Origin of the sequence: Algibacter sp. L1A34 (assembly GCF_009796805.1) — a bacterium.
In the GTDB taxonomy this organism is placed as follows: domain Bacteria; phylum Bacteroidota; class Bacteroidia; order Flavobacteriales; family Flavobacteriaceae; genus Algibacter.
Genome location: NZ_CP047029.1, coordinates 2827646 through 2846471 on the forward strand (window position 1 = coordinate 2827646; position 18826 = coordinate 2846471).

At 31.7% G+C, this 18826-nt stretch carries 17 protein-coding genes; 6 read left to right on the forward strand and 11 right to left on the reverse strand.

Going from position 1 to position 18826, the window contains the following annotated elements:
• Nucleotides 1–39: 39 nt before the first annotated feature.
• The 4 genes from GQR97_RS11960 to GQR97_RS11975 form a co-directional block, all read right to left on the reverse strand.
• On the reverse strand, nt 40–1734 hold the full coding sequence (locus GQR97_RS11960; protein ID WP_158848664.1) for an FAD-dependent oxidoreductase: 1695 nt from the start codon (nt 1732–1734) through the stop codon (nt 40–42).
• Nucleotides 1735–2093: 359 nt separating this feature from the next.
• Complete coding sequence (locus GQR97_RS11965) at nt 2094–2648, reverse strand: DsrE family protein (protein ID WP_158848666.1); 555 nt, start codon at nt 2646–2648, stop codon at nt 2094–2096.
• Between the two features lie 466 nt (nt 2649–3114).
• On the reverse strand, nt 3115–3291 hold the full coding sequence (locus GQR97_RS11970) for a hypothetical protein (RefSeq protein ID WP_158848668.1): 177 nt from the start codon (nt 3289–3291) through the stop codon (nt 3115–3117).
• A 75-nt stretch (nt 3292–3366) separates the two neighbouring features.
• Nucleotides 3367–4092, reverse strand: coding sequence for a zinc-dependent peptidase (locus GQR97_RS11975; protein ID WP_317164137.1), 726 nt, complete (start codon nt 4090–4092; stop codon nt 3367–3369).
• 302 nt (nt 4093–4394) lie between these two features.
• On the opposite strand from GQR97_RS11975, the gene mazG reads away from it, so the two are divergent.
• The 6 genes from mazG (at nt 4395) to GQR97_RS12005 (ending at nt 8974) form a co-directional block, all read left to right on the forward strand.
• A complete protein-coding gene (mazG, locus tag GQR97_RS11980) occupies nt 4395–5168 on the forward strand; it encodes a nucleoside triphosphate pyrophosphohydrolase (protein WP_158848670.1) in 774 nt (257 codons plus the stop codon).
• 323 nt (nt 5169–5491) lie between these two features.
• Nucleotides 5492–5929 (forward strand): GNAT family N-acetyltransferase, encoded by a 438-nt coding sequence (locus GQR97_RS11985; protein ID WP_158848672.1) that lies wholly within the window; start codon nt 5492–5494, stop codon nt 5927–5929.
• A 24-nt stretch (nt 5930–5953) separates the two neighbouring features.
• On the forward strand, nt 5954–6145 hold the full coding sequence (locus tag GQR97_RS11990) for a hypothetical protein (protein WP_158848674.1): 192 nt from the start codon (nt 5954–5956) through the stop codon (nt 6143–6145).
• A gap of 35 nt (nt 6146–6180) precedes the next feature.
• The gene (gene proC, locus GQR97_RS11995; RefSeq protein ID WP_158848676.1) at nt 6181–6987 is read left to right on the forward strand and encodes a pyrroline-5-carboxylate reductase; all 807 of its coding nucleotides are present in this window, start codon (nt 6181–6183) and stop codon (nt 6985–6987) included.
• 2 nt (nt 6988–6989) lie between these two features.
• A complete protein-coding gene (gene proB, locus GQR97_RS12000; RefSeq protein ID WP_158848678.1) occupies nt 6990–7760 on the forward strand; it encodes a glutamate 5-kinase in 771 nt (256 codons plus the stop codon).
• Nucleotides 7761–7774: 14 nt separating this feature from the next.
• Nucleotides 7775–8974: a glutamate-5-semialdehyde dehydrogenase gene (locus tag GQR97_RS12005; RefSeq protein WP_158848680.1), complete on the forward strand. Its 1200-nt coding sequence runs from the start codon at nt 7775–7777 to the stop codon at nt 8972–8974.
• 85 nt (nt 8975–9059) lie between these two features.
• Here GQR97_RS12005 and GQR97_RS12010 read toward each other — a convergent pair whose 3' ends face one another.
• From GQR97_RS12010 to GQR97_RS12040, 7 genes are all read right to left on the reverse strand, one after another.
• Nucleotides 9060–11057, reverse strand: coding sequence for a DUF349 domain-containing protein (locus GQR97_RS12010; RefSeq protein ID WP_158848682.1), 1998 nt, complete (start codon nt 11055–11057; stop codon nt 9060–9062).
• Between the two features lie 89 nt (nt 11058–11146).
• Nucleotides 11147–11884 carry a shikimate dehydrogenase family protein gene (locus tag GQR97_RS12015; protein ID WP_233267533.1) on the reverse strand — a complete coding sequence of 246 codons (738 nt, stop codon included), beginning with the start codon at nt 11882–11884 and terminating at the stop codon, nt 11147–11149.
• A 17-nt stretch (nt 11885–11901) separates the two neighbouring features.
• Nucleotides 11902–12921, reverse strand: a complete 1020-nt coding sequence (locus GQR97_RS12020) for a DUF368 domain-containing protein (protein ID WP_158848686.1) — start codon at nt 12919–12921, stop codon at nt 11902–11904.
• 2 nt (nt 12922–12923) lie between these two features.
• Nucleotides 12924–13841 (reverse strand): DUF368 domain-containing protein, encoded by a 918-nt coding sequence (locus GQR97_RS12025; protein WP_158848688.1) that lies wholly within the window; start codon nt 13839–13841, stop codon nt 12924–12926.
• A 69-nt stretch (nt 13842–13910) separates the two neighbouring features.
• Nucleotides 13911–15302: a tetratricopeptide repeat protein gene (locus GQR97_RS12030; RefSeq protein ID WP_158848690.1), complete on the reverse strand. Its 1392-nt coding sequence runs from the start codon at nt 15300–15302 to the stop codon at nt 13911–13913.
• 147 nt (nt 15303–15449) lie between these two features.
• Complete coding sequence (locus GQR97_RS12035; protein WP_158848692.1) at nt 15450–16634, reverse strand: aspartate aminotransferase family protein; 1185 nt, start codon at nt 16632–16634, stop codon at nt 15450–15452.
• A 9-nt stretch (nt 16635–16643) separates the two neighbouring features.
• On the reverse strand, nt 16644–18770 hold the full coding sequence (locus GQR97_RS12040) for an OstA-like protein (protein ID WP_158848694.1): 2127 nt from the start codon (nt 18768–18770) through the stop codon (nt 16644–16646).
• Nucleotides 18771–18826: the final 56 nt, after the last annotated feature.

Below are 18826 nucleotides of genomic sequence, written 5' to 3' on the forward strand. Positions count from 1 at the left end.
TTAGGCAGTCTCTTTAATCCAAAAATCTAAAAAAGCTTTTTATTTCTTAACTAATATAGGTTCCGGAATTTCAATACGGTCGCTATACATTTGCCATACTTTAAAACCTCCTGCAACATTTGCAATATGAGTTACACCGTTATTTCTTAAAATTAATTCGGCTAAATAACCTCTTAATCCTTTTTGACAGAAAACAATAACTTTTTTATCGAGACTCTTTATAAAATCTACAGATTGTCTTAACTCATCCAAAGGGTAATTTACGGCTCCAGGAATCGTTCCTTTTCCGTATTCTTCAGCCGTTCTGGAATCTACTAGTAAATAGCCTTCGTTTAAATTATTATCTTTCATTAAAAGTTCCAAATCCTCTACAGATATTTGCTCACTTCTATTGTTTATAATATTTTCGGCTACAAAACTTGTAACTACCACAGGGTCTTTTGCTGGAGAAAATGGAGGTGCATATGCTAAATCTAATTGTGCTAAATCTGTAATTTTTAATTTAGCATAAATGGCTGTACTCAATACATCTACACGTTTATCAACGCCAACTTCTCCAAAGAGTTCTGCTCCTAATATTTGTTCGGTTTCAGGACTGTAATAAATCTCTGTGATTAAATCCTTTTGTCCTGGATAATAACCTGGTGTAGAACCTGCAACCGTTAAAACGGTTTTAAATGGAATACCTTTTTGAGTTAATGCTCTTGCATTCATTCCAGTTCTTGCCAAGGTATAATCAAATACTTTTACTATAGCTGTTTTGTAAGCGCCTTTAAATTCAATTGTTCTACCTACTGCATTAGCTCCTGCTGCACGCCCAGCTTTATTAGAATGCGTTCCTAAAGGAAAGTAATCATACTCATTTGTTTGTAAATTTTTAATCGATACATTGTCTCCTGCAGCATATACATCTTTTATAGATGTTTCCATTAATTCATTTACTTTCAATGCACCATTATCAATGGCTTCAGCACCTTCTGCAAGTAATAAATCTGTATTTGGTTTAATACCCACACTTAAGATTACAAAATCGGTTGGAATGCTTTTTCCAGCTTGAGTAACTACTGCGTTAATTTTTCCGTTTTTATCAATATCGAATTTAGAAACAAAGCTTAATGTTAGAACTTCAATACCTTTAGAAGCTAATACGTTTCCTGCAAAGATTCCGAATTTTTGTTGCCACATATTTAAAACATGCGAATCGCCTTCAATTAAAGTAACTTCTTTTCCAGCCTCTTTAAGGTTTTCAGCAACTTCAACACCTATTAAACCTGCCCCAATAACGGTTATATGTTTGGATGTGCTTGCTAATCCTTCTTTCGTGATTTTATCATAATCAATCATAGAGCGGCAAGTAGACCAATTATTGGCTAATTTTATATTACCTATTGGAGGCACAATAGATTTTGCTCCTGTGGCAAAAATTAGGGTATCATAAGTATAACTCTTTGTCTGAGAATAAACTGTTTTGTTTTGAGTGTCAATTTTTATAATTTCTTCGTTTAAATGGACATCAATATTAAATCGGTTTTGAAGTAATTCTGGTTTTACTACCATTAAATTGTCTCTACTCTCGATAACACCTGAAAATGCATATGGCATCCCGCAGGTTGCATAACTAATATTGGCTCCTTTTTCAAACAAAAGAATTTCAGCTTGTTCGTTTTCACGTCTTGCTTTTGCTGCTGCAGATGGACCTGCAGACAAACCTCCGATAATTATAATTTTTTTCATCTATATGACTAATTTAGATGCTAATTTCAGTCAAATATTTTACTTAGTATGTAATATTTGTTACTATAACGATTTCTTTAATTGATATTTTATTATATTTTTTGTGTATTCGCTGTTTTAGTTTATAAATCATGAAATTCGGCTAGCAACTAATAAGGAAAATAGAATTAAAGAAGCACAAACAAGGCTTAATGTTTTAGCATATGTATTTGGGCGTTACCCGAAAAGGGTCGGGCTTTCACTACTCGCTTTTTTGTGTTGCATAGGTGCAACAACACAAAAAGAGCTCAAACAGGCCGTTCAATCCCTAACGCATTTAAGTAGGCTAAAAACAGAATGTAAAGGCTGTATTCCCTATTTTAGAATTTAATTAGCGAATAATTGTTCATTTGGTATATGGTTAGCACACTCATGGCCGACAATGCAACTTTAACTTCAGGTAATAAATCTGCTTTATTGTAACCACTATAAGACATAGATTGACCACAAACAAAAACATCAACACCAATATCAGAAAGTGATTTAATTAAGTGTTCATTAGGGTTTTCTACTTTAAATTTTTCATTATAAACATTAGAAGATAGAGCATCTTTTGTTGATCCTCCATGCAAAACAAGTGCTAAGTGTATGTTTTCTTTAGGAATACCATACCGTACATGCATGTTATAATAACGATGTAAACTAGCTATTATATAATTTATTTTACTAGCATCGGTTTGCTTACTATCAATATCAAAAATAGCTTTTAAATCTTGCGCAGGATCCGGCAGTAAGTCTAGATTTTCTACAGAGAAAACGGGGCCTATATTATCAAAAACAGGACCTGTTGTTGGCTTATTAGTTTGCCCAAAAGAGAAGTTAGCTTGAATAAGGAATAAAACGAATATAAATAGATATTGAAATTTAATTTGCATTTTTATTTAAAAATAATGGTTCACAGCTAAAATATTAATTTTATTAACGCAAATAGATTTTTATTTTGTCTAGCATAAATACATTTAAAAAAATAGGGTAGAAGGAATTATTTTTTTTGTAATATGAACAAATAAAAATTCTATATCAAAGTAATAAATAAAGCTTTCATAATGTATAAAACAGTGGTTTTATCTTATTTGATAAATAGAGCTATAACTATGTTCTTTATCACCTAAAACATTTAAACTTGCTACAAATGGTATAGTATCATCTTTTGCTAAACCTATTGTTTTAGAAATACGTCTTTAAGGATAATATACGTTTATAGCTATCACTGCCACGCTCAGGTGATGTTATCCAGCAATTAAAACGTTTTTTTTTCAATACTTAATCAAAAATTTGTATTGGTATATATTAGGAGAACTAATTTTTATTTGTGCATTAATTGCATAAATACCATCTTGTTTAGCCGCAAATGTGTTTTGAGGTTACATCAAATTCATCAATACTATCAACTTCTTCACTATCAAATGTTATTTTAGAATTTACAAGAGTAATGGCTAATATTTTTAGTCCTCCACTAGAGAAAGATGCCTTTACTGTAGTAGGCAATACTGCTTTTAAAATTTGTTCTGCTGGCACTCTATTAATCGTATTTATTATAAGATTAAATTGTTAAATATAAGTAGTTTAGGTGTTTTTTTTTATCTCTTTTAACTATAGAATAGGATTTGTTTTATTTCTAGGGTCTTGTTTTAATAGTTTGGTCGTGCTAAAGTATAATAAGGGCTCGTTTTCTTCAAAATATTCAGCTTGTTCAAAAAATGTTTCTAAAGACACTGAGAATAATTCTACCAAGTTGGTTCCAGCATAATCTCTTAAAACTTTATTGTCGTTAGATTTTACTTTTTCAAGTTTAACTTCGGCGTGTTTTCTCCAATTATTAAAATCCTTCTTTTTAAATATTTTTGATAGATAGGAACGTGAAGTATTTTCAAAAATTAAACAATGCCCAAATTCATGAATGCATAGGTTTAAAGCATCATCGGGTATTTTAAAACCCCTTTCTATAGCTGGCCAAGACATGTTTATTTTTTTAGTATGTAAATTAACATCACCATCAAAGAGTGCTGCATTGTTTTTATAAGAATAGGGTTGGGGCGTAATAAATATATTATTGAATACTTTAAGAGTATCTGTTTTTAGTCCAAATGTGAGTTGGGCAAAGGCACTAGAAATAATAATTTTCATCTTATTATTAACAACAAATCCTTGGGTAGAGTTAAAAGTTGTAGTTCGGATAAAAAGAAGTGTGCGTATTTGAAAATTATATTTATTAACCTTAGAAAGGTTTTGGTAATATGGACTGTAAACTGATAAAACTTTATCGCATTCAAGCTTTGTCTTTTTTGTAAAAAGTAAGGCTATAAGTTTGTGTTTTATATTCAAATTGATTCGTTTTTGTTAAGAGAATTGTTTTTTAGAAAACAAAATAGTTATTAAAAATTTTACTATTTTTATTTTGTTACTTTTTTATTAAAGCAATACTAGTTTTCTAATTAAGTAGTAAACTTAATATTATTTATGTTCTCTATTTTATAGAATACATAATTTCTTAACATTTTATTCTCTGTTGCAATTATTCAAAATAGTATTTTTACAGTCTAATTAACCTTTAAGGAAACACTTTAAAGTATCTATTGCAATTGTTATTTCCGAGACATCGGGAACCAAATCTTATTTTTATGAATTCTAGAGCAAACCAGCTAAAAGCTTTCGATCGTTTATTAACCATAATGGACGAGCTACGTGCGCAATGTCCATGGGATAAAAAGCAAACCATGGAAACGCTTCGTCATTTAACCATAGAAGAAACTTACGAACTTGGCGACGCTATTTTAGATAAGGATTTAGAAGAAGTAAAAAAAGAATTAGGTGATGTGCTTTTACATATTGTGTTTTATTCCAAAATAGGTAGTGAAACTAAAGATTTTGATATTGCCGATGTTTGTAATTCTATTTGCGAAAAATTGATACATAGGCATCCGCATATTTATAGCGATGTAAAAGTTGAAAATGAGGAAGATGTTAAACGAAACTGGGAAAACTTAAAACTCAAGGAAGGAAAAACGAGTGTTTTAGAAGGTGTTCCAAAAAGTTTACCTGCATTGGTAAAAGCCAGTCGTATTCAAGAAAAAGTGGCTGGAGTAGGTTTCGATTGGGAAGAGCCTGGCCAGGTTTGGGAAAAAGTAGAGGAGGAACTCAGCGAGTTTAAAGTTGAGGTAGAAGCAAATGACCAAGATGCTATGGAAAGTGAATTTGGCGATGTTTTGTTCTCTTTGGTAAACTATGCTCGTTTTAAAAATATTAATCCAGAAAATGCTCTAGAACGTACTAATAAAAAGTTTTCTAAACGTTTTCAGTATCTGGAAAGCAAAGCAAAAGCATTAAACAAACCTTTAGCAGATATGACGCTTGCCGAAATGGATGTTTTTTGGGAAGAGGCTAAAAAACTATAAACCATAAAAACAAGCCTTTTTTGGGAATTGTATTTATCTTAACATGCTTAATTTGCGGTTAGGGCTTAGTTTTTTTATATTTGCACCATGGTAAAAGGTATACATGAAAAGAGAAATATTAGAATCTTCAACTTTAACTTTCTAGTTTTTAGAACTCAGTCGGATAAATTTATTCCTCCTGGACTTTAGTATCAAGCCAATCTCCTTACTACATTTTTTACACTTTTATTATTTACTTATACTATGTAGGTGAATAATTAATTGCGTTAATTATTTTTTCTATTTACCTAAATTCTAGGTATAATCATAAATAATATCATTTAATGAATATTACAACATTTGATGCCTTTTCGAGGCTATCAATTAATGATATATCCCGTATTTCGAAATTTTTATTTGAACACTCAGGTGAATTTAAAGACACCAAAAGTGCTATTCGAAAATCAATTATGTATGCGGCAAAAGAAGTTCCAGGTCTTGGCGGTTACGTTTTTATCATGGAAAATAAAGGTGAAATACTTGGCGCCATAGTTGTAAATAGAACAGGTATGAATGAATATCTGGCAGAAAACATACTAGTTTACATTGCTGTAAAAGAGTCGTGTAGAGGTGAAGGGATTGCTCAGAAATTAATATCACACACTATAAAATATTGTAGAGGCGATATAGCGATACATATAAACAAAGAAAATCCTGTTATTAAATTATTTGAAAAACAGGGTTTTAAATCAAGAAATATAGAAATGAGATTAGAACGATAATCTATTTTTAAAAAATACAGACAAATGAAAATTATACGAGTAAAAAGAAACACAACTTACGAAAAAATACATAGTGTTAAAATGGGAGAACTTACAAGTAAAGTTACTCATATTAAGAAATACTTATTTGGTTTACCTATAAAAACGTTGCATAAATATCGTGAAACATATTATGGTGAAGTTAAAGATGATAAAGATTGTATTCTTTTTGTATAACCAAATTTTTTAATCATTAATAAAATATATATTAAATGAAAGTACTGGTAATTGGAGCAGGAAACATGGGGCTTACTTATGCGGAAGGCATGTCTAAATCTAGACTGCTAAAAAAGAGAAATATCATGGTTTTGGATAAATCTGAAGAGAAATTGGAGGAGCTTAACCAAATATCACATTTTGACGCATTTAAAGAGCTGGAAGACTGCGTACCAAAAGCAGATATTATTTTTATTGCAGTAAAACCATACCATGCGGAAGGTGTTTTTAAAGCCATTAGCAAATTGGTAAGCTCACAACAAATTATTGTCTCTATTATGGCGGGTGTAACTATAGCCTCTATAAAAGAACTAACAGGTTTAGATAAAGTAGTGCGGGCCATGCCAAATTTGCCAGCGCAAATAGGTAAGGGTTTAACATCTTATGTAACGTCTCCAGAAGTTTCTAGAATAGAAATGTTAACTGTGGAAAGTTTATTAGATACCACCGGGAAATCAATGCGAGTTTCTAGTGAAAATCTTATTGATGCTTCTACTGGAATTTCTGGTAGCGGACCAGCCTATGTATTCTATTTTATGCAAAGTATGATGGAAGCGGCACTGCAAATGGGGTTTTCTAAAAACGACTCGTCTGTTTTGGTAAGTCAAACATTTACAGGTGCTATTGAGCTTTTTAATCAATCTAATTTATCACCAAATTCTTGGATGGATAAAGTAGCATCAAAAGGCGGAACTACACGTGCAGCGTTAGATTCTATGGAAGATAATAATGTTAATGAATTAATAAAAGAAGCCGCTTTTGCAGCATTTAGCCGTGCTGTAGAAATGGGAAAAGAACACTAAAAATGTGTAAACAAAGAATAGTGATTAAGGTTGGTACAAACGTAATGACCAATAAAGATAATAGAATTGTAAGACCGGTTTTACAACGATTAGTAAAACAAATAGCAGAACTTTATGAGCGTGGTATCATGACGATATTAGTGTCTTCTGGTTCTGCAATTGCCGGAAAAGAAGTTATTGGAAAATCTAAAATTAAAGATAAAACAGTAAGACGTCAAGTATATTCATCCATCGGGCAACCCAGAATGATGCGCCTTTATTATGATATTTTTCATGATTATGGATTAAAATGTGCTCAAGTACTGCCTACTAAACGAGATTTTAGTCCAGGCGTACATAGACAAAATATGATTAATTGTTGCGAAGGATTACTTTCTGAAGGGGTAATTCCGATTGCTAACGAGGATGATGCGGTATCGATAACCATGTCTATGTTTTCAGATAATGATGAGCTAGCAAGTTTAATTGCGCAGCTTATAAACGCTGATAAGCTTATTATTTTAACAGATATAGACGGGCTTTATACAGGCCATCCAGAAGCAGCCAGTAGTGATTTAATAAAAAATGTGAATCCAGAAGAAGATCTGGATAAGTATATTCAAAAAAACACTAAAGCCGAAGGAGAAGGCCGTGGCGGTATGGGGTCTAAGCTAGATTATGCACAACAAACGGCTGCCAATAATATTCCAACTTATATTGCTAATGGTAAAAAAGACAATACTATTATTGATATTATAGATGGAAAAGCAGTAGGCACAAAAGTGTCTCTTTAAAATAAAAAATGACAATGAAATTAATTTCAGAAAAAATAAAAAATAGTGTTTTAAAAAGCATGGAGATTCTTTTAAAGGAAAACCAAGAGGCTTTATTAAATGCGAATAAAAAAGATATAGCCTCTTTTAATCAAGAAGATCAAGCTATGTATGATCGCTTAATTTTAAATAAAAAGAAGATCGACGGCATGATTACCGCCATAGAAGTAGTTCGAGAACAGGAAGACCCTGTAAATAAAATTATCAGTAGAAAAGAATTTGAAAACGGTTTAGATGTAGTGAATAAAACGGCTCCATTTGGAACCATTATGATTATTTACGAGTCTAGACCAGATGTTACTGTAGAAGCTACTGTGCTTGCTTTTAAAGCCAATAATAAAATATTGCTTAAAGGAGGTAAAGAAGCTGTGCATAGCAATAGGGCTATTATTAAGCTTTGGCATAAGGCACTTGAAGAAAATGGATTAAGTACAGATTATATTCAAATGTTAACTATGAATAGATTAGAAACTCAAGCTTTTTTGAAAAACCCTACCGAGCCGTTAGATTTGATTGTGCCAAGAGGTGGCGAGCAACTTATTAAGTTTGTTAAAGAACATGCTACCTGTGCTGTTTTGGTTAGTGGGCGTGGAAATAATTTTTTATATGTTGACGAAGCTGCAGATTGGAAAAAAACTATTGGAGTAATTTTAAATGCTAAGACTCAGAAAATTTCGGCATGTAATGCTTTAGATAAAATTTTAGTAAGTAAAAAACTTCCTGATTATGCTGGTAGAATTTTAGATTTAAATGAAATTTTAAAAGATAGTGGTGTAGAGGTTTTAGTTGACGACGAAACGAAATCGATTTTAACTAATGAAAAGTTAATAACTGATAATTCGATTTGGTATCAAGAATTTTTAGAAATGAAATGCTGTATTGGATCGGTTGATTCTGTTTTTGAAGCTATTGAAAAAATAAACGAATATTCTGGCGGACATTCTGCTACTATAATGACAACAAATAATGATGTTGCAAAAACTTTTATGGAGCAAGTAGATTGTGCTGTAGTATATCAAAACGCATCTACTCGGTTTACCGATGGCGGACAAATTGGTGTAGGAGCAGAACTTGCCATTAGTACAGATAAATTGCATCACCGTGGGCCTTTAGGTCTTAAAGAACTCGTTACCAATAAATATTATGTTTTTGGAGACGGCCATGTTCGCGTTTAGTTTTTAGAAAACGTAATTTGGTATTAAAAAAGGCAGCTTAGAATTTCTAAGCTGCCTTTTTTAATTTTTAAACTGATATTATTTACTAATAACGCTCTTTAATTTTTCTTAATTTTTCTTTCAAAAGAACAAGAGTATCTTTATGCCCTTTAATATTATTATGAACATCTTTAACTAACGGGTTATCATCATCAACATTAGTGAAAAATTGTAAGTTGTTCTCTAATTGATTGATTTGCGCTTTTACTTCATCTATTTTTTTACGGACAAATAAACGTTCGTTATCTAAATTTCTGGTATCACCATCATTAGAAGTCAAACTATCTAGTTTGTTTTCATATTTAATCATTTCGATTTCAGTTTTATCCATTTTTAAACTGGATAATACATCGTCTATGGTTTTTTGAAATTTATCTTCAATAAAACGTTTGTCGTTTGGTACGCGACCCAAGTCTTTCCAAGTATTAATATGTACTTTAATGACTTCAACGTCTTTGTCCTTATCATCCGATGGTTCTAAGGCTTTAAGCGTGTCTAGTAATTCTGCCTTTTTATTAAAAGCATCTATCTGCTCTTGGCTTGCAGCATTACGTTTCGCGTGTATTTTATCAAAATAATGATTACAGGCTGCTTTAAATTGTTTCCAGATTTTGTCGCTATCTTTTCTTGGTACATGACCAATTTTTTTCCAATCACCTTGAATTTTTTTCATCAAAGGCGTTGTTACAGCAGTATCTTCACTTTCTTTATTGTCTTCGGCAATTTTAATCAATTCCAATTTCTTCTGTAAATTGGTATATTGTTCCTTTTTTAGGTTTTTATAATAAGCGTTTTTGTTTCTGTTAAAGTTTCTAACAGCATCTTTAAACTTTGCCCAAGTATCTTCGTTTACTTTCAACGGAACTTTCCCTGCATTAAAAAACTGATTTCTTAGCTCTTCAATAATTTTAATACGCTTTTGCCATTCACTATGTGAGCCTGCAGGCTGTGCTGCAACAAATTCAATATTTGCAATTATTTCAAGCTTACTCTCTAAGTTTTTGTCGTAAACCTTATCAATTTCTTTGTAATAAACTTGGCGTTTATCGTTTATAATTTTTGTAGCGGCTTTAAAACGATCCCAGATTTCTTCACGGTGTTCTTTGCCAACAGGTCCGAGTTCTTCTTTCCACATTTTGTGTAATTCTTGAAGTTCTCTAAAAGATCTCATTACGTTATCATCCTGCGCTAATTCTTCGGCACGCTCAATAATTAATATTTTCTTTTCTAAATTATGCTTAAAATCTAAATCTCTTAAGTCTCTATTAAGGTGTAAAAAGTCGTAAAACAATTCTACATGGTGATGGTAACTATTCCAAGCATTATTATATTTATCACGAGGGATTGGGCCTGTAGTTCTCCAACGTTCTTGTAATTCTTTAAAGTGCTTGTAGGTTGTGTTTATGTTTTCTTCAACATTTATTAACCCTTTTAGCTCTTCAATTATTTCAAGTTTGTCGGTTAAATTTTGTTTTAGGTTTTTCTCTAAACTTTTATAGTGATTGTTAAGTTTATTTCGATATTCTTTATAGGCTGCTTTATAGCGTTTTTCAACAGGAGACGAGTAGTAGAAATCTATTTCATTTCCGCCTTCATGCAAAAAATCTTCTTTTTTCTCTTCAACTAAAGCTTGATGTTTTGTTTTAAACTCAGCATTAATACCGTCTACATGCGATTTTATGGCTTGAACTTTTTGAGTAGAAACAAGTTTTTCTAACTCAATGGCTAAAGCTTCTAACGACATGCTATCATACTCTTTTACCTCAATGCTATGCCTGTCTTTGTTTCCTTCATCTTCCGCGTCTTCCGCATTAGATTCTTCAATTTCATTAAGCACTTCATCATGCTCACTTTCTGCTTTCAAAGGTTCAGTTTCAACTGCTATAGTTTCTTCCGTGTTTTCTTCAACTTTAGGTGTTTCAGAAATTTGTGAATCTTCTGGTATTACAGCTTCAATAGGTGTTGTTTCAGGAGTTGTAGATTCACTTTTTATAGGATTAACGTTATCAGCGTTTTCCACATTAGGATTATTTAAGTCAGACATTTTAAAATGTTTAGGTTCGATGTTTTTACTCTAGAGTTTAAAGATACTAACAAGTCTATTATTAACAAAGGCTTAGGTGTGGATATTTTTTATAAATCCCAAATAGACCACGATTTCTCGGCTTGGAGTTTTAACATGTTTAAGCCGTTTACGGTAACAGCACCGTTATCTTTACCTTGTTTTAAGAATTTAGTTTGATCTGGATTGTAAATTAAATCGAATAAAATATGTTTATCCGTTATGCCGTTGTACGGAATATTTGCACAAACATCGATATCCGGAAAAGTACCTAAAGGCGTACAATTCACAATAATTTGATGATCGGTTATAATGTTTTCTGTTAAATCATCATAAGTGAAAGTAACTCCTTTCGATTGTTTTCTAGATACATATTTATAATCGATTCCTAGTTCTTTTAAACTGAAAGCCACAGCTTTACTTGCTCCGCCAGTTCCTAGAATTAGTGCTTTTTTATGATACGATTTGATAAACGGTTTTAATGTATTTTTAAAACCATAGCAATCGGTGTTGTAACCCACAAGTTTACCTTTTTTTGTAACTTTTATAGTGTTTACAGCGCCAATAGCTTTAGCCTTTTTGTTTATTTTATCAAGAAAAGGCATCACGGCTTCCTTGTAAGGAATAGTAACATTAAGGCCTTTAATATTTTTTGTGTTTTTTATGATTGAAGGAAATAGATCAATATTTTCTAAGTCGAAATTTTCGTAAGTAGTGTCTGTTATATTTTCATTTTCAAATTTTTCTTTGAAATAATTTCTTGAAAATGAATATGATATATCCTTGCCTAAAAGTCCTAGTTTTTTCACTTGATAATTTTTTAATGTTAATCTTTTAAATGTCTTGTTTTTTGTCCGTACCATTCTAGGGCTAAAACGAGGGCTATACCAACTATAATAAAGCCAATTGCTAAATAAGTATCTGTGTTTAATTCTGGAAAAAAACGTTGATAATTTTGAACGACTTTGGATCCTGTTGAATCGAAAAGAAAACTACCATTACTATCTAGCTTGTAAATGGTTTTTTTCCATGGCCAAACAACACCTAAAGAGCCAATGATAAACCCTAATATTGCAGAGGTTGTAATACTCTTATAATGTTTTAATATATAGCTTAATAGGTGAGAAAACGTAATTAAACCAGTAACAGAACCTAAAGTGAAAGCGGCTAAAACTTTTAGCATTCTAATGCGGTCAGGATTTGCCGTAAAGCTAAAATTACCATTAAACATTTCAGAAAATGTATCGTAAAGCGCATTGACAGAATCGACTAAAAGTAGTACATAATTACCGAGTAGAATAAGAATGAATGAGCCTGAAAACCCAGGAAGGGTCATTCCCGATACGCTAATAATTCCGCAGAAAAACACAAACCAGAGGTTGTCATTTTCCTTAGCTGGACTTAAAAAACTAATACCTACACCAAGTAAAATACCAATAGCTAAAGATAAATAAGTTTTGTAATTCCGATCTTTAAAATCTTTATTAACGTAATAAATGGAGCCGATTATCATTCCGAAGAAGACACTCCATACATAAAGTTCATAATGTTTAATAAGGTAATCTAGAATTTTAGAAACACTAAAATAACTAACAATCATTCCGAAGAAAAGCAGACTTAAAAAACGACCATTGATATAATTGTAAAAACTATTAAACCTGCCGTTAATCAATAATTTAAAAGCTTTACCATTTACTTTTTTTAATGAGTAAATAAACTCTTCGTAAAAACCAGCAACAAAAGCCACAACACCACCAGAAATTCCTGGAACTTTATTGGCAGCTCCCATACCTAATCCTTTTAAGATTAGAAAAATTTTATCGGTAAGTGTTCTGGTGCTTTCCATAATTATTTTTTGTTCCCTACTTTTTCAAGAATAAAAATGGTTAAAAACCCTATAATCATTAAGATTAAAGAAAAAAGTAATTGATTATTTCCATCGAAAGAAAAAGGTGATACGCTTTCTTGTAAAACGGCCGATTTGATTCCTTCGGAATTAGTATGCCAGGTTAAGGTTTTTTTCCATGGCCAAACTTTGTTTAGTGAACCAAAAATGAATCCTGTAAGTATCGCTAAAGTGACGTTATGGTAATTTTTGAATAACCATTTTAATAAATGACTAAAACTCAATAACCCAACAAGAGCTCCACTAGCAAAAATTAATATTTTTTTGATGTCAAAATCATGAAAAGCATCACTAAGTGCTTTGTATGCGCCTAGAATTATTAAAATGAACGCTCCAGAAATCCCTGGTAAAATCATGGCACAAATAGCAATAGCACCCGCAATAAATAAAAACCACGGGTTCTCGTTATTTGATGAAGCTGGAAGTGTTGTAATGTAATAGGCAATAAAGGCGCCAATTATTAAACTAATAATGACAGCTAAATTCCATTTTCTAATCTGTTTTCCAACGAAAAAAATACTGGCTACAATAAGACCAAAAAAGAAAGACCAGATAAGTACAGGATGATTTTCTAATAAGTATTTGGCTAATCGCATTACCGATACAAAACTGACCATAATACCTGTCATTAATGCAAGTAGAAAGTTGCCGTTAAGTTGTTGCCAAAATGGTTTTATACCTTTAGTAAAAAGGGATTTAATTAAAGAAGCATTTATATTGCTTATGGTATTGATTAATTCCTCGTAAATACCAGAAATAAAAGCAATTGTACCTCCCGAAACGCCTGGAACAGCATCGGCTGCTCCCATAGCAAGGCCTTTAAGCGAAATAATTAAATAGTCTTTTAAGCGTCTTTGCATGTTTTGATTTTTTACGTAAAAAACCAAAGGTATGTATTTTAATGAAAATGTTTATATAGAATATAAAACTTACTTGGAATTTTGTTTTAGCAAGCCTTGTACAGAGATTTTTGTGTATATCTCAGGAAAAAGTTCCTCAATAATAAAGCTATATTCTTCATTTAATTTTATAGCATTTTTTAGGTGAAACGTACCTTTATCGGTTTCATGAAGTGCTAAATATAATCCCGCAAGACGATATTCTAATTCTGCGCTATCTGAATAGAACTCTACAGCTTGTTCAAAATTATCAATTGCCGCTTCTGGTTCGCCTAATTTAATTAATAAATCACCTCGTGTTAACCAAGTGTTTAGTTCGTAATTGCCGAGTTCTAGTGTTTTTTTGTATCCGCGTTCTGCTTCTTCATAAAAATTTAAACGTTGATTTATTTGAGCATAAAGTTTCCAATACACAACATTTTCGGAGTCTATATTAATTGCTTTATTTATAAAATAGAGAGCACGTTGGTAATTTTTTCTTCGGTTATAAAATTTAGTAATAGCTATCCAACCTTTATCTAATAAAGGGTCTTCATGAACAGTTCTATCATAATATTGTAATGCTAAATCGTCTTTTTTTAATTTTTCATAGCAATTTCCAATATGCAATAGAGCAAAAGAAGTTGGATCGTCTAATTTTAAAGTAATTGAGTAATTTTCAATAGCGTCTTGATAACGGCCTAATTTCTCTAATACTTTACCGCGTTCTATATATGCTCCAATAAAAGTATCATCTGAAATGATAGCAAAATCAAAAGCTGCCAATGCTTTTTTTAGTTTCTTTAGAGCGAAATATTGAATACCTAATTGGTGCCAAGCTACTTCGCAATAAGGGTTTTTATCTAAGAATGTGTTTAAATACTTTATAGCTTCTTCATTTTCATTTAAATACTCGAAGCAATAAATAATGTTGTAGAGTGCCGAATAATCTTCGATATCACTTTCAAGACATTTCATGAAGTTGATTTTGGCTTCTTCAAATTTATCTAAAAATAGATATTCCATACCTATTAATGAATATAAATCTACCACATCATCTGTTAGTTGTAGTGCCTGTTTTAGAACTTCAATGGCTTTTTCATGATTATCTTTTTTAGAAAAAATATTAGCTTTTTGAATGTAGATTTCTTCATTTAGCGGATCAATGCTATAAAGTTCGTCAAGCAATAATTCGGCTTCTTTAAGTTTATCTTCAAACACAAAAACTTCTACCCGAAATAATTTTAAATTAATGGATGTAGGGTGCTGGTCCAAGCCTAATTTAATTGCTTTTTTAGCCAAAGCAATTTTTCCTAGGTTTAGATAATGATGAATGATATTCTCAAACTCTTCTGAATCGAAAAATAAAACATGATTTGTTTTAAGCATCGATTCAAATTTCGTTAATGGTAAGCTATTATTGTGGTCGTGACCAAACTCCATAAGCACTTTTGTGAGGTTTCTACTTTATTAAAGTTAGCATTCTATTCGTGGTTTACACTAAAACAGCACTAAATGTTTTTAACAAAGTAATGAACATTTTTTATTTTTTTGTAAAAAATAAAATATATTACACTGTATATTAGGTGTTTAAGTGTTTTTTATTTCGTCCAAAATATTTGTTATTTTAGTGCAACCTTCAATGATTTCTTCGTTAGAAATGGTTAAAGGAGGTGTTATTCTAACTGCTTTAGACTCGAAAAGTAGCCAAAATAATATTAAACCGTCATCTTGACATTTTAAAATAAGTGTATTTGTAATGTCATCTGAAGGTGTGATTATAGCTAACATAAGTCCGATACCTCTAATCTCTTTTATTAGAGGGTGAACTAGTAGTTTTCTAAAAAGTTGTTCTTTTTTGAGAGCTTCTTGCATTAAATTACTCTCTGTAATTTCGGTTAGAGTTGCTAATGCCGATGCAGCAATTACTGGATGACCTCCAAACGTTGTAATATGGCCTAGTTTTGGATTGTCTTGAAGTAAATTCATTAATCCTAAAGACGCTGTAAATGCACCAATAGGCATACCGCCTCCAAGGCCTTTGCCGGTAACTAAAATATCAGGAATGCAGTTGTAATGTTCGAAGCCAAAAAGTTTTCCTGTTCTACCAAAACCTGGCTGAATTTCATCTAAAATTAAAAGAGCTCCAACAGCATCACATTGTTTTCTGATTTTTTCTAAATAACCGTTTTTTGGTTGAATAAATCCTGCGCCACCTTGGATGGTTTCTAAAATAACACAAGCTGTCTTTGTTGTTATTTCGTTTATATGATCTTCATTATTGAAATCTATAAATTTAACATCGGGGAGCAGCGGTCTGAAAGCTTGTTTGCGTTCTTCAAAACCCATAATGCTCAACGCTCCCATGGTGTTGCCATGGTATGCTTTGTTTGCTGCTATAATTTCGCTTCTGCCAGTCGCTCTCCTCGCTAGTTTTAGAGCGCCTTCTATGGCTTCGGTCCCTGAATTAGTTAAATAAGTAGATTGTAAAGATTGTGGTAAATGTTTCGCTAAAAGTTTGGTAAGCTCTACGGCTGGTTTTTGTATGTATTCGCCATAAACCATAACGTGTGAGTATTTGTCCAATTGATTTTTTATTGCTCCTATAACCTTTGGATGTTGGTGTCCTAATGGACAAGCTGAAACTCCTGCAACAAAATCTAGATAGGCTTTGTTGTTGGCATCATAGATATATGAACCGTTGGCATGGGAAATTTCCATGGCTAATGGGTGAGGAGAGGTTTGGGCTTGGTGGTTTAGGAAATCTGGTTTCATAGTTGATTTTTAATTAGATATTTCATATAATTGGGCATTCCATAAATAAAAATCGTCTCCAGTTCGGATCTGCCCAACACCACATCTAAGACTTGACCCGTCGTTTTCTTTTGTGCTTTTTATTTCGTACTGTTTCCATTCGTTAGTTAATTCAATGTCTAGTATTTCGTAAATAGTATGATTGTTTCCATTTTCTTGTAAAAAAATACAGATGTTACCGCTTCCTTTTAACCAAATTTTGAATTTAAAGGTACCTATGGTTTTATTTGTATTATAAATTATATGCCCACTATCGTTTGTTATACCAATTATGTTTGGAGTAGATTGAGTTTTGTTTGGAGATTTTTCTGTTTTAGATGTAATTTTTATTCTTAATTTATTGGGCCATTTATTAAATTCCGAATCATATTTGATTAAGTTTTCTTGATTATGGTCTTCTAAAGTAGGTTTGTATTTTTTTCTGGAATATTTCATCCGCTCCAACAACTCCTCATCAAAAAAGTTCTCCTGCGGCACATAATCTTCCAAGCCTTTAATAACAGTTAATTCAAAAGGTTCATCTTCTTTAAATAAATCATCAACACTTAGAGGGCGCTCATCTTCTCTCCAGTCGAAACCTTTTAGAAATTTATCTTTTTCTTGATAATCTTTTTCAGGGAATAGTGTGCCATCAACTGTGTTTAATCTAGTGTATTCTTCAATGTCACTATTTGCAAATAACATCTTTATACTACCAGATTTAGCTTTGTCGATACCTATTAATTCTTGTTTTTCATCACGTGTATAGAATATAGATTCAGCATTTTTATTAATATTTACTTCTCTTAATTCATTAGCATCGTTAAATAAACCAACTAGAGTTATACCAAAAATCTGATTGTACCCATTTTCACTTATAGTGTCTTTACTAATGATAAATGCGTTATTGAAAACACGAAGTGAATCTAGTTTTTCTGTTTTTGAGTTTGAAATTAAATGAATGGTATCACCTGTCATTTGGTTTGCGTTATTCCAAAGAATAGGTCGTCGCTTTGTTGAAAAAGCATCTGTAGAAGCAAAACGATCTAGATTTATTAATTCGGTAATTCCAGTTTTTTGATCAGCATGAATAGAATCGGCTTTGGCGCTAATGTCTGTTTTAAACAATTTAGCGTTGTAATAAGCTCGAGTAATCCTATTTTCCGGTTTACCGGTAACCATTATTTTATCAGCATGAAGGTATACAGAATCTTTTTCTTGAACTGTGGTGACTAAAGCACGTTTAGTTATAAAAAGTGAATCTTTAGCTCTAAAAACTTCGGCGTAATGGCCTGTTACAATACTGTTATTAATAGTGTCAGTAATTTTAATATTGTTTGTTGCAGAGGCAAAACTTTTTGTGTTGTCAAAATATAGACTATCACCTTCGATAATACGATCATCATAATATATCTTAGAATCTTTTAGAGCATAGCCGGTTTTATTTTTTGTATCATAGAAGCCTTTTTCGCAATAGGTTTTACTGTCTTCTGTTATTATTGTTGATGGACCAAATAAATATGCAAGTCCAGTATCTTCATAAAAATCGAAATAATTTGAGTTTACTACAGTTCCATCACCTGTTAAAACAACGTCATCAACAAATTGAAATTTTTTGTCTTTCATATAATAACGACCAATTTTACTGGTAATAGTACCTGAAGAATCTTTGACTACATTACCGCCACTTTTATAAAATGATTGCTGTTTAATACGATCGAAATATAAAGTATCTGAAGAAATGGTTGAATTAGGGCTTTTTAAAATAACTTCACCACTCGCAAAAGCTAATTGAGAGGTGCCACTGTATTCTACATATTTAGAAGTCATGGTGATGGTGTCACCCTGTTTTACAATAACATTTCCGTAAGCTTCAACAAAATTTTCACCACTGTAGTAAATTGCTTTATCGCACCACATATTACTACCTGCATGAACAATATGTACTTGTTGCATGCTGTTACGCGTTAGTACTTTTGCTCCAGGATAATTTTCTTCATCTACATTTAATCGCCCGGCATATTCAATTTTTATTTTCTTTTTATCTTGAGCGTTTAGTAGTACCGAAAGTCCAAAAAGGAAAAATATGAAAATGTATATATGTTTTATTCTTATCAAAATGAAAATGTTTATAGCAAAAATAACGATAATAATGATGTTTAATTATGCGTTAT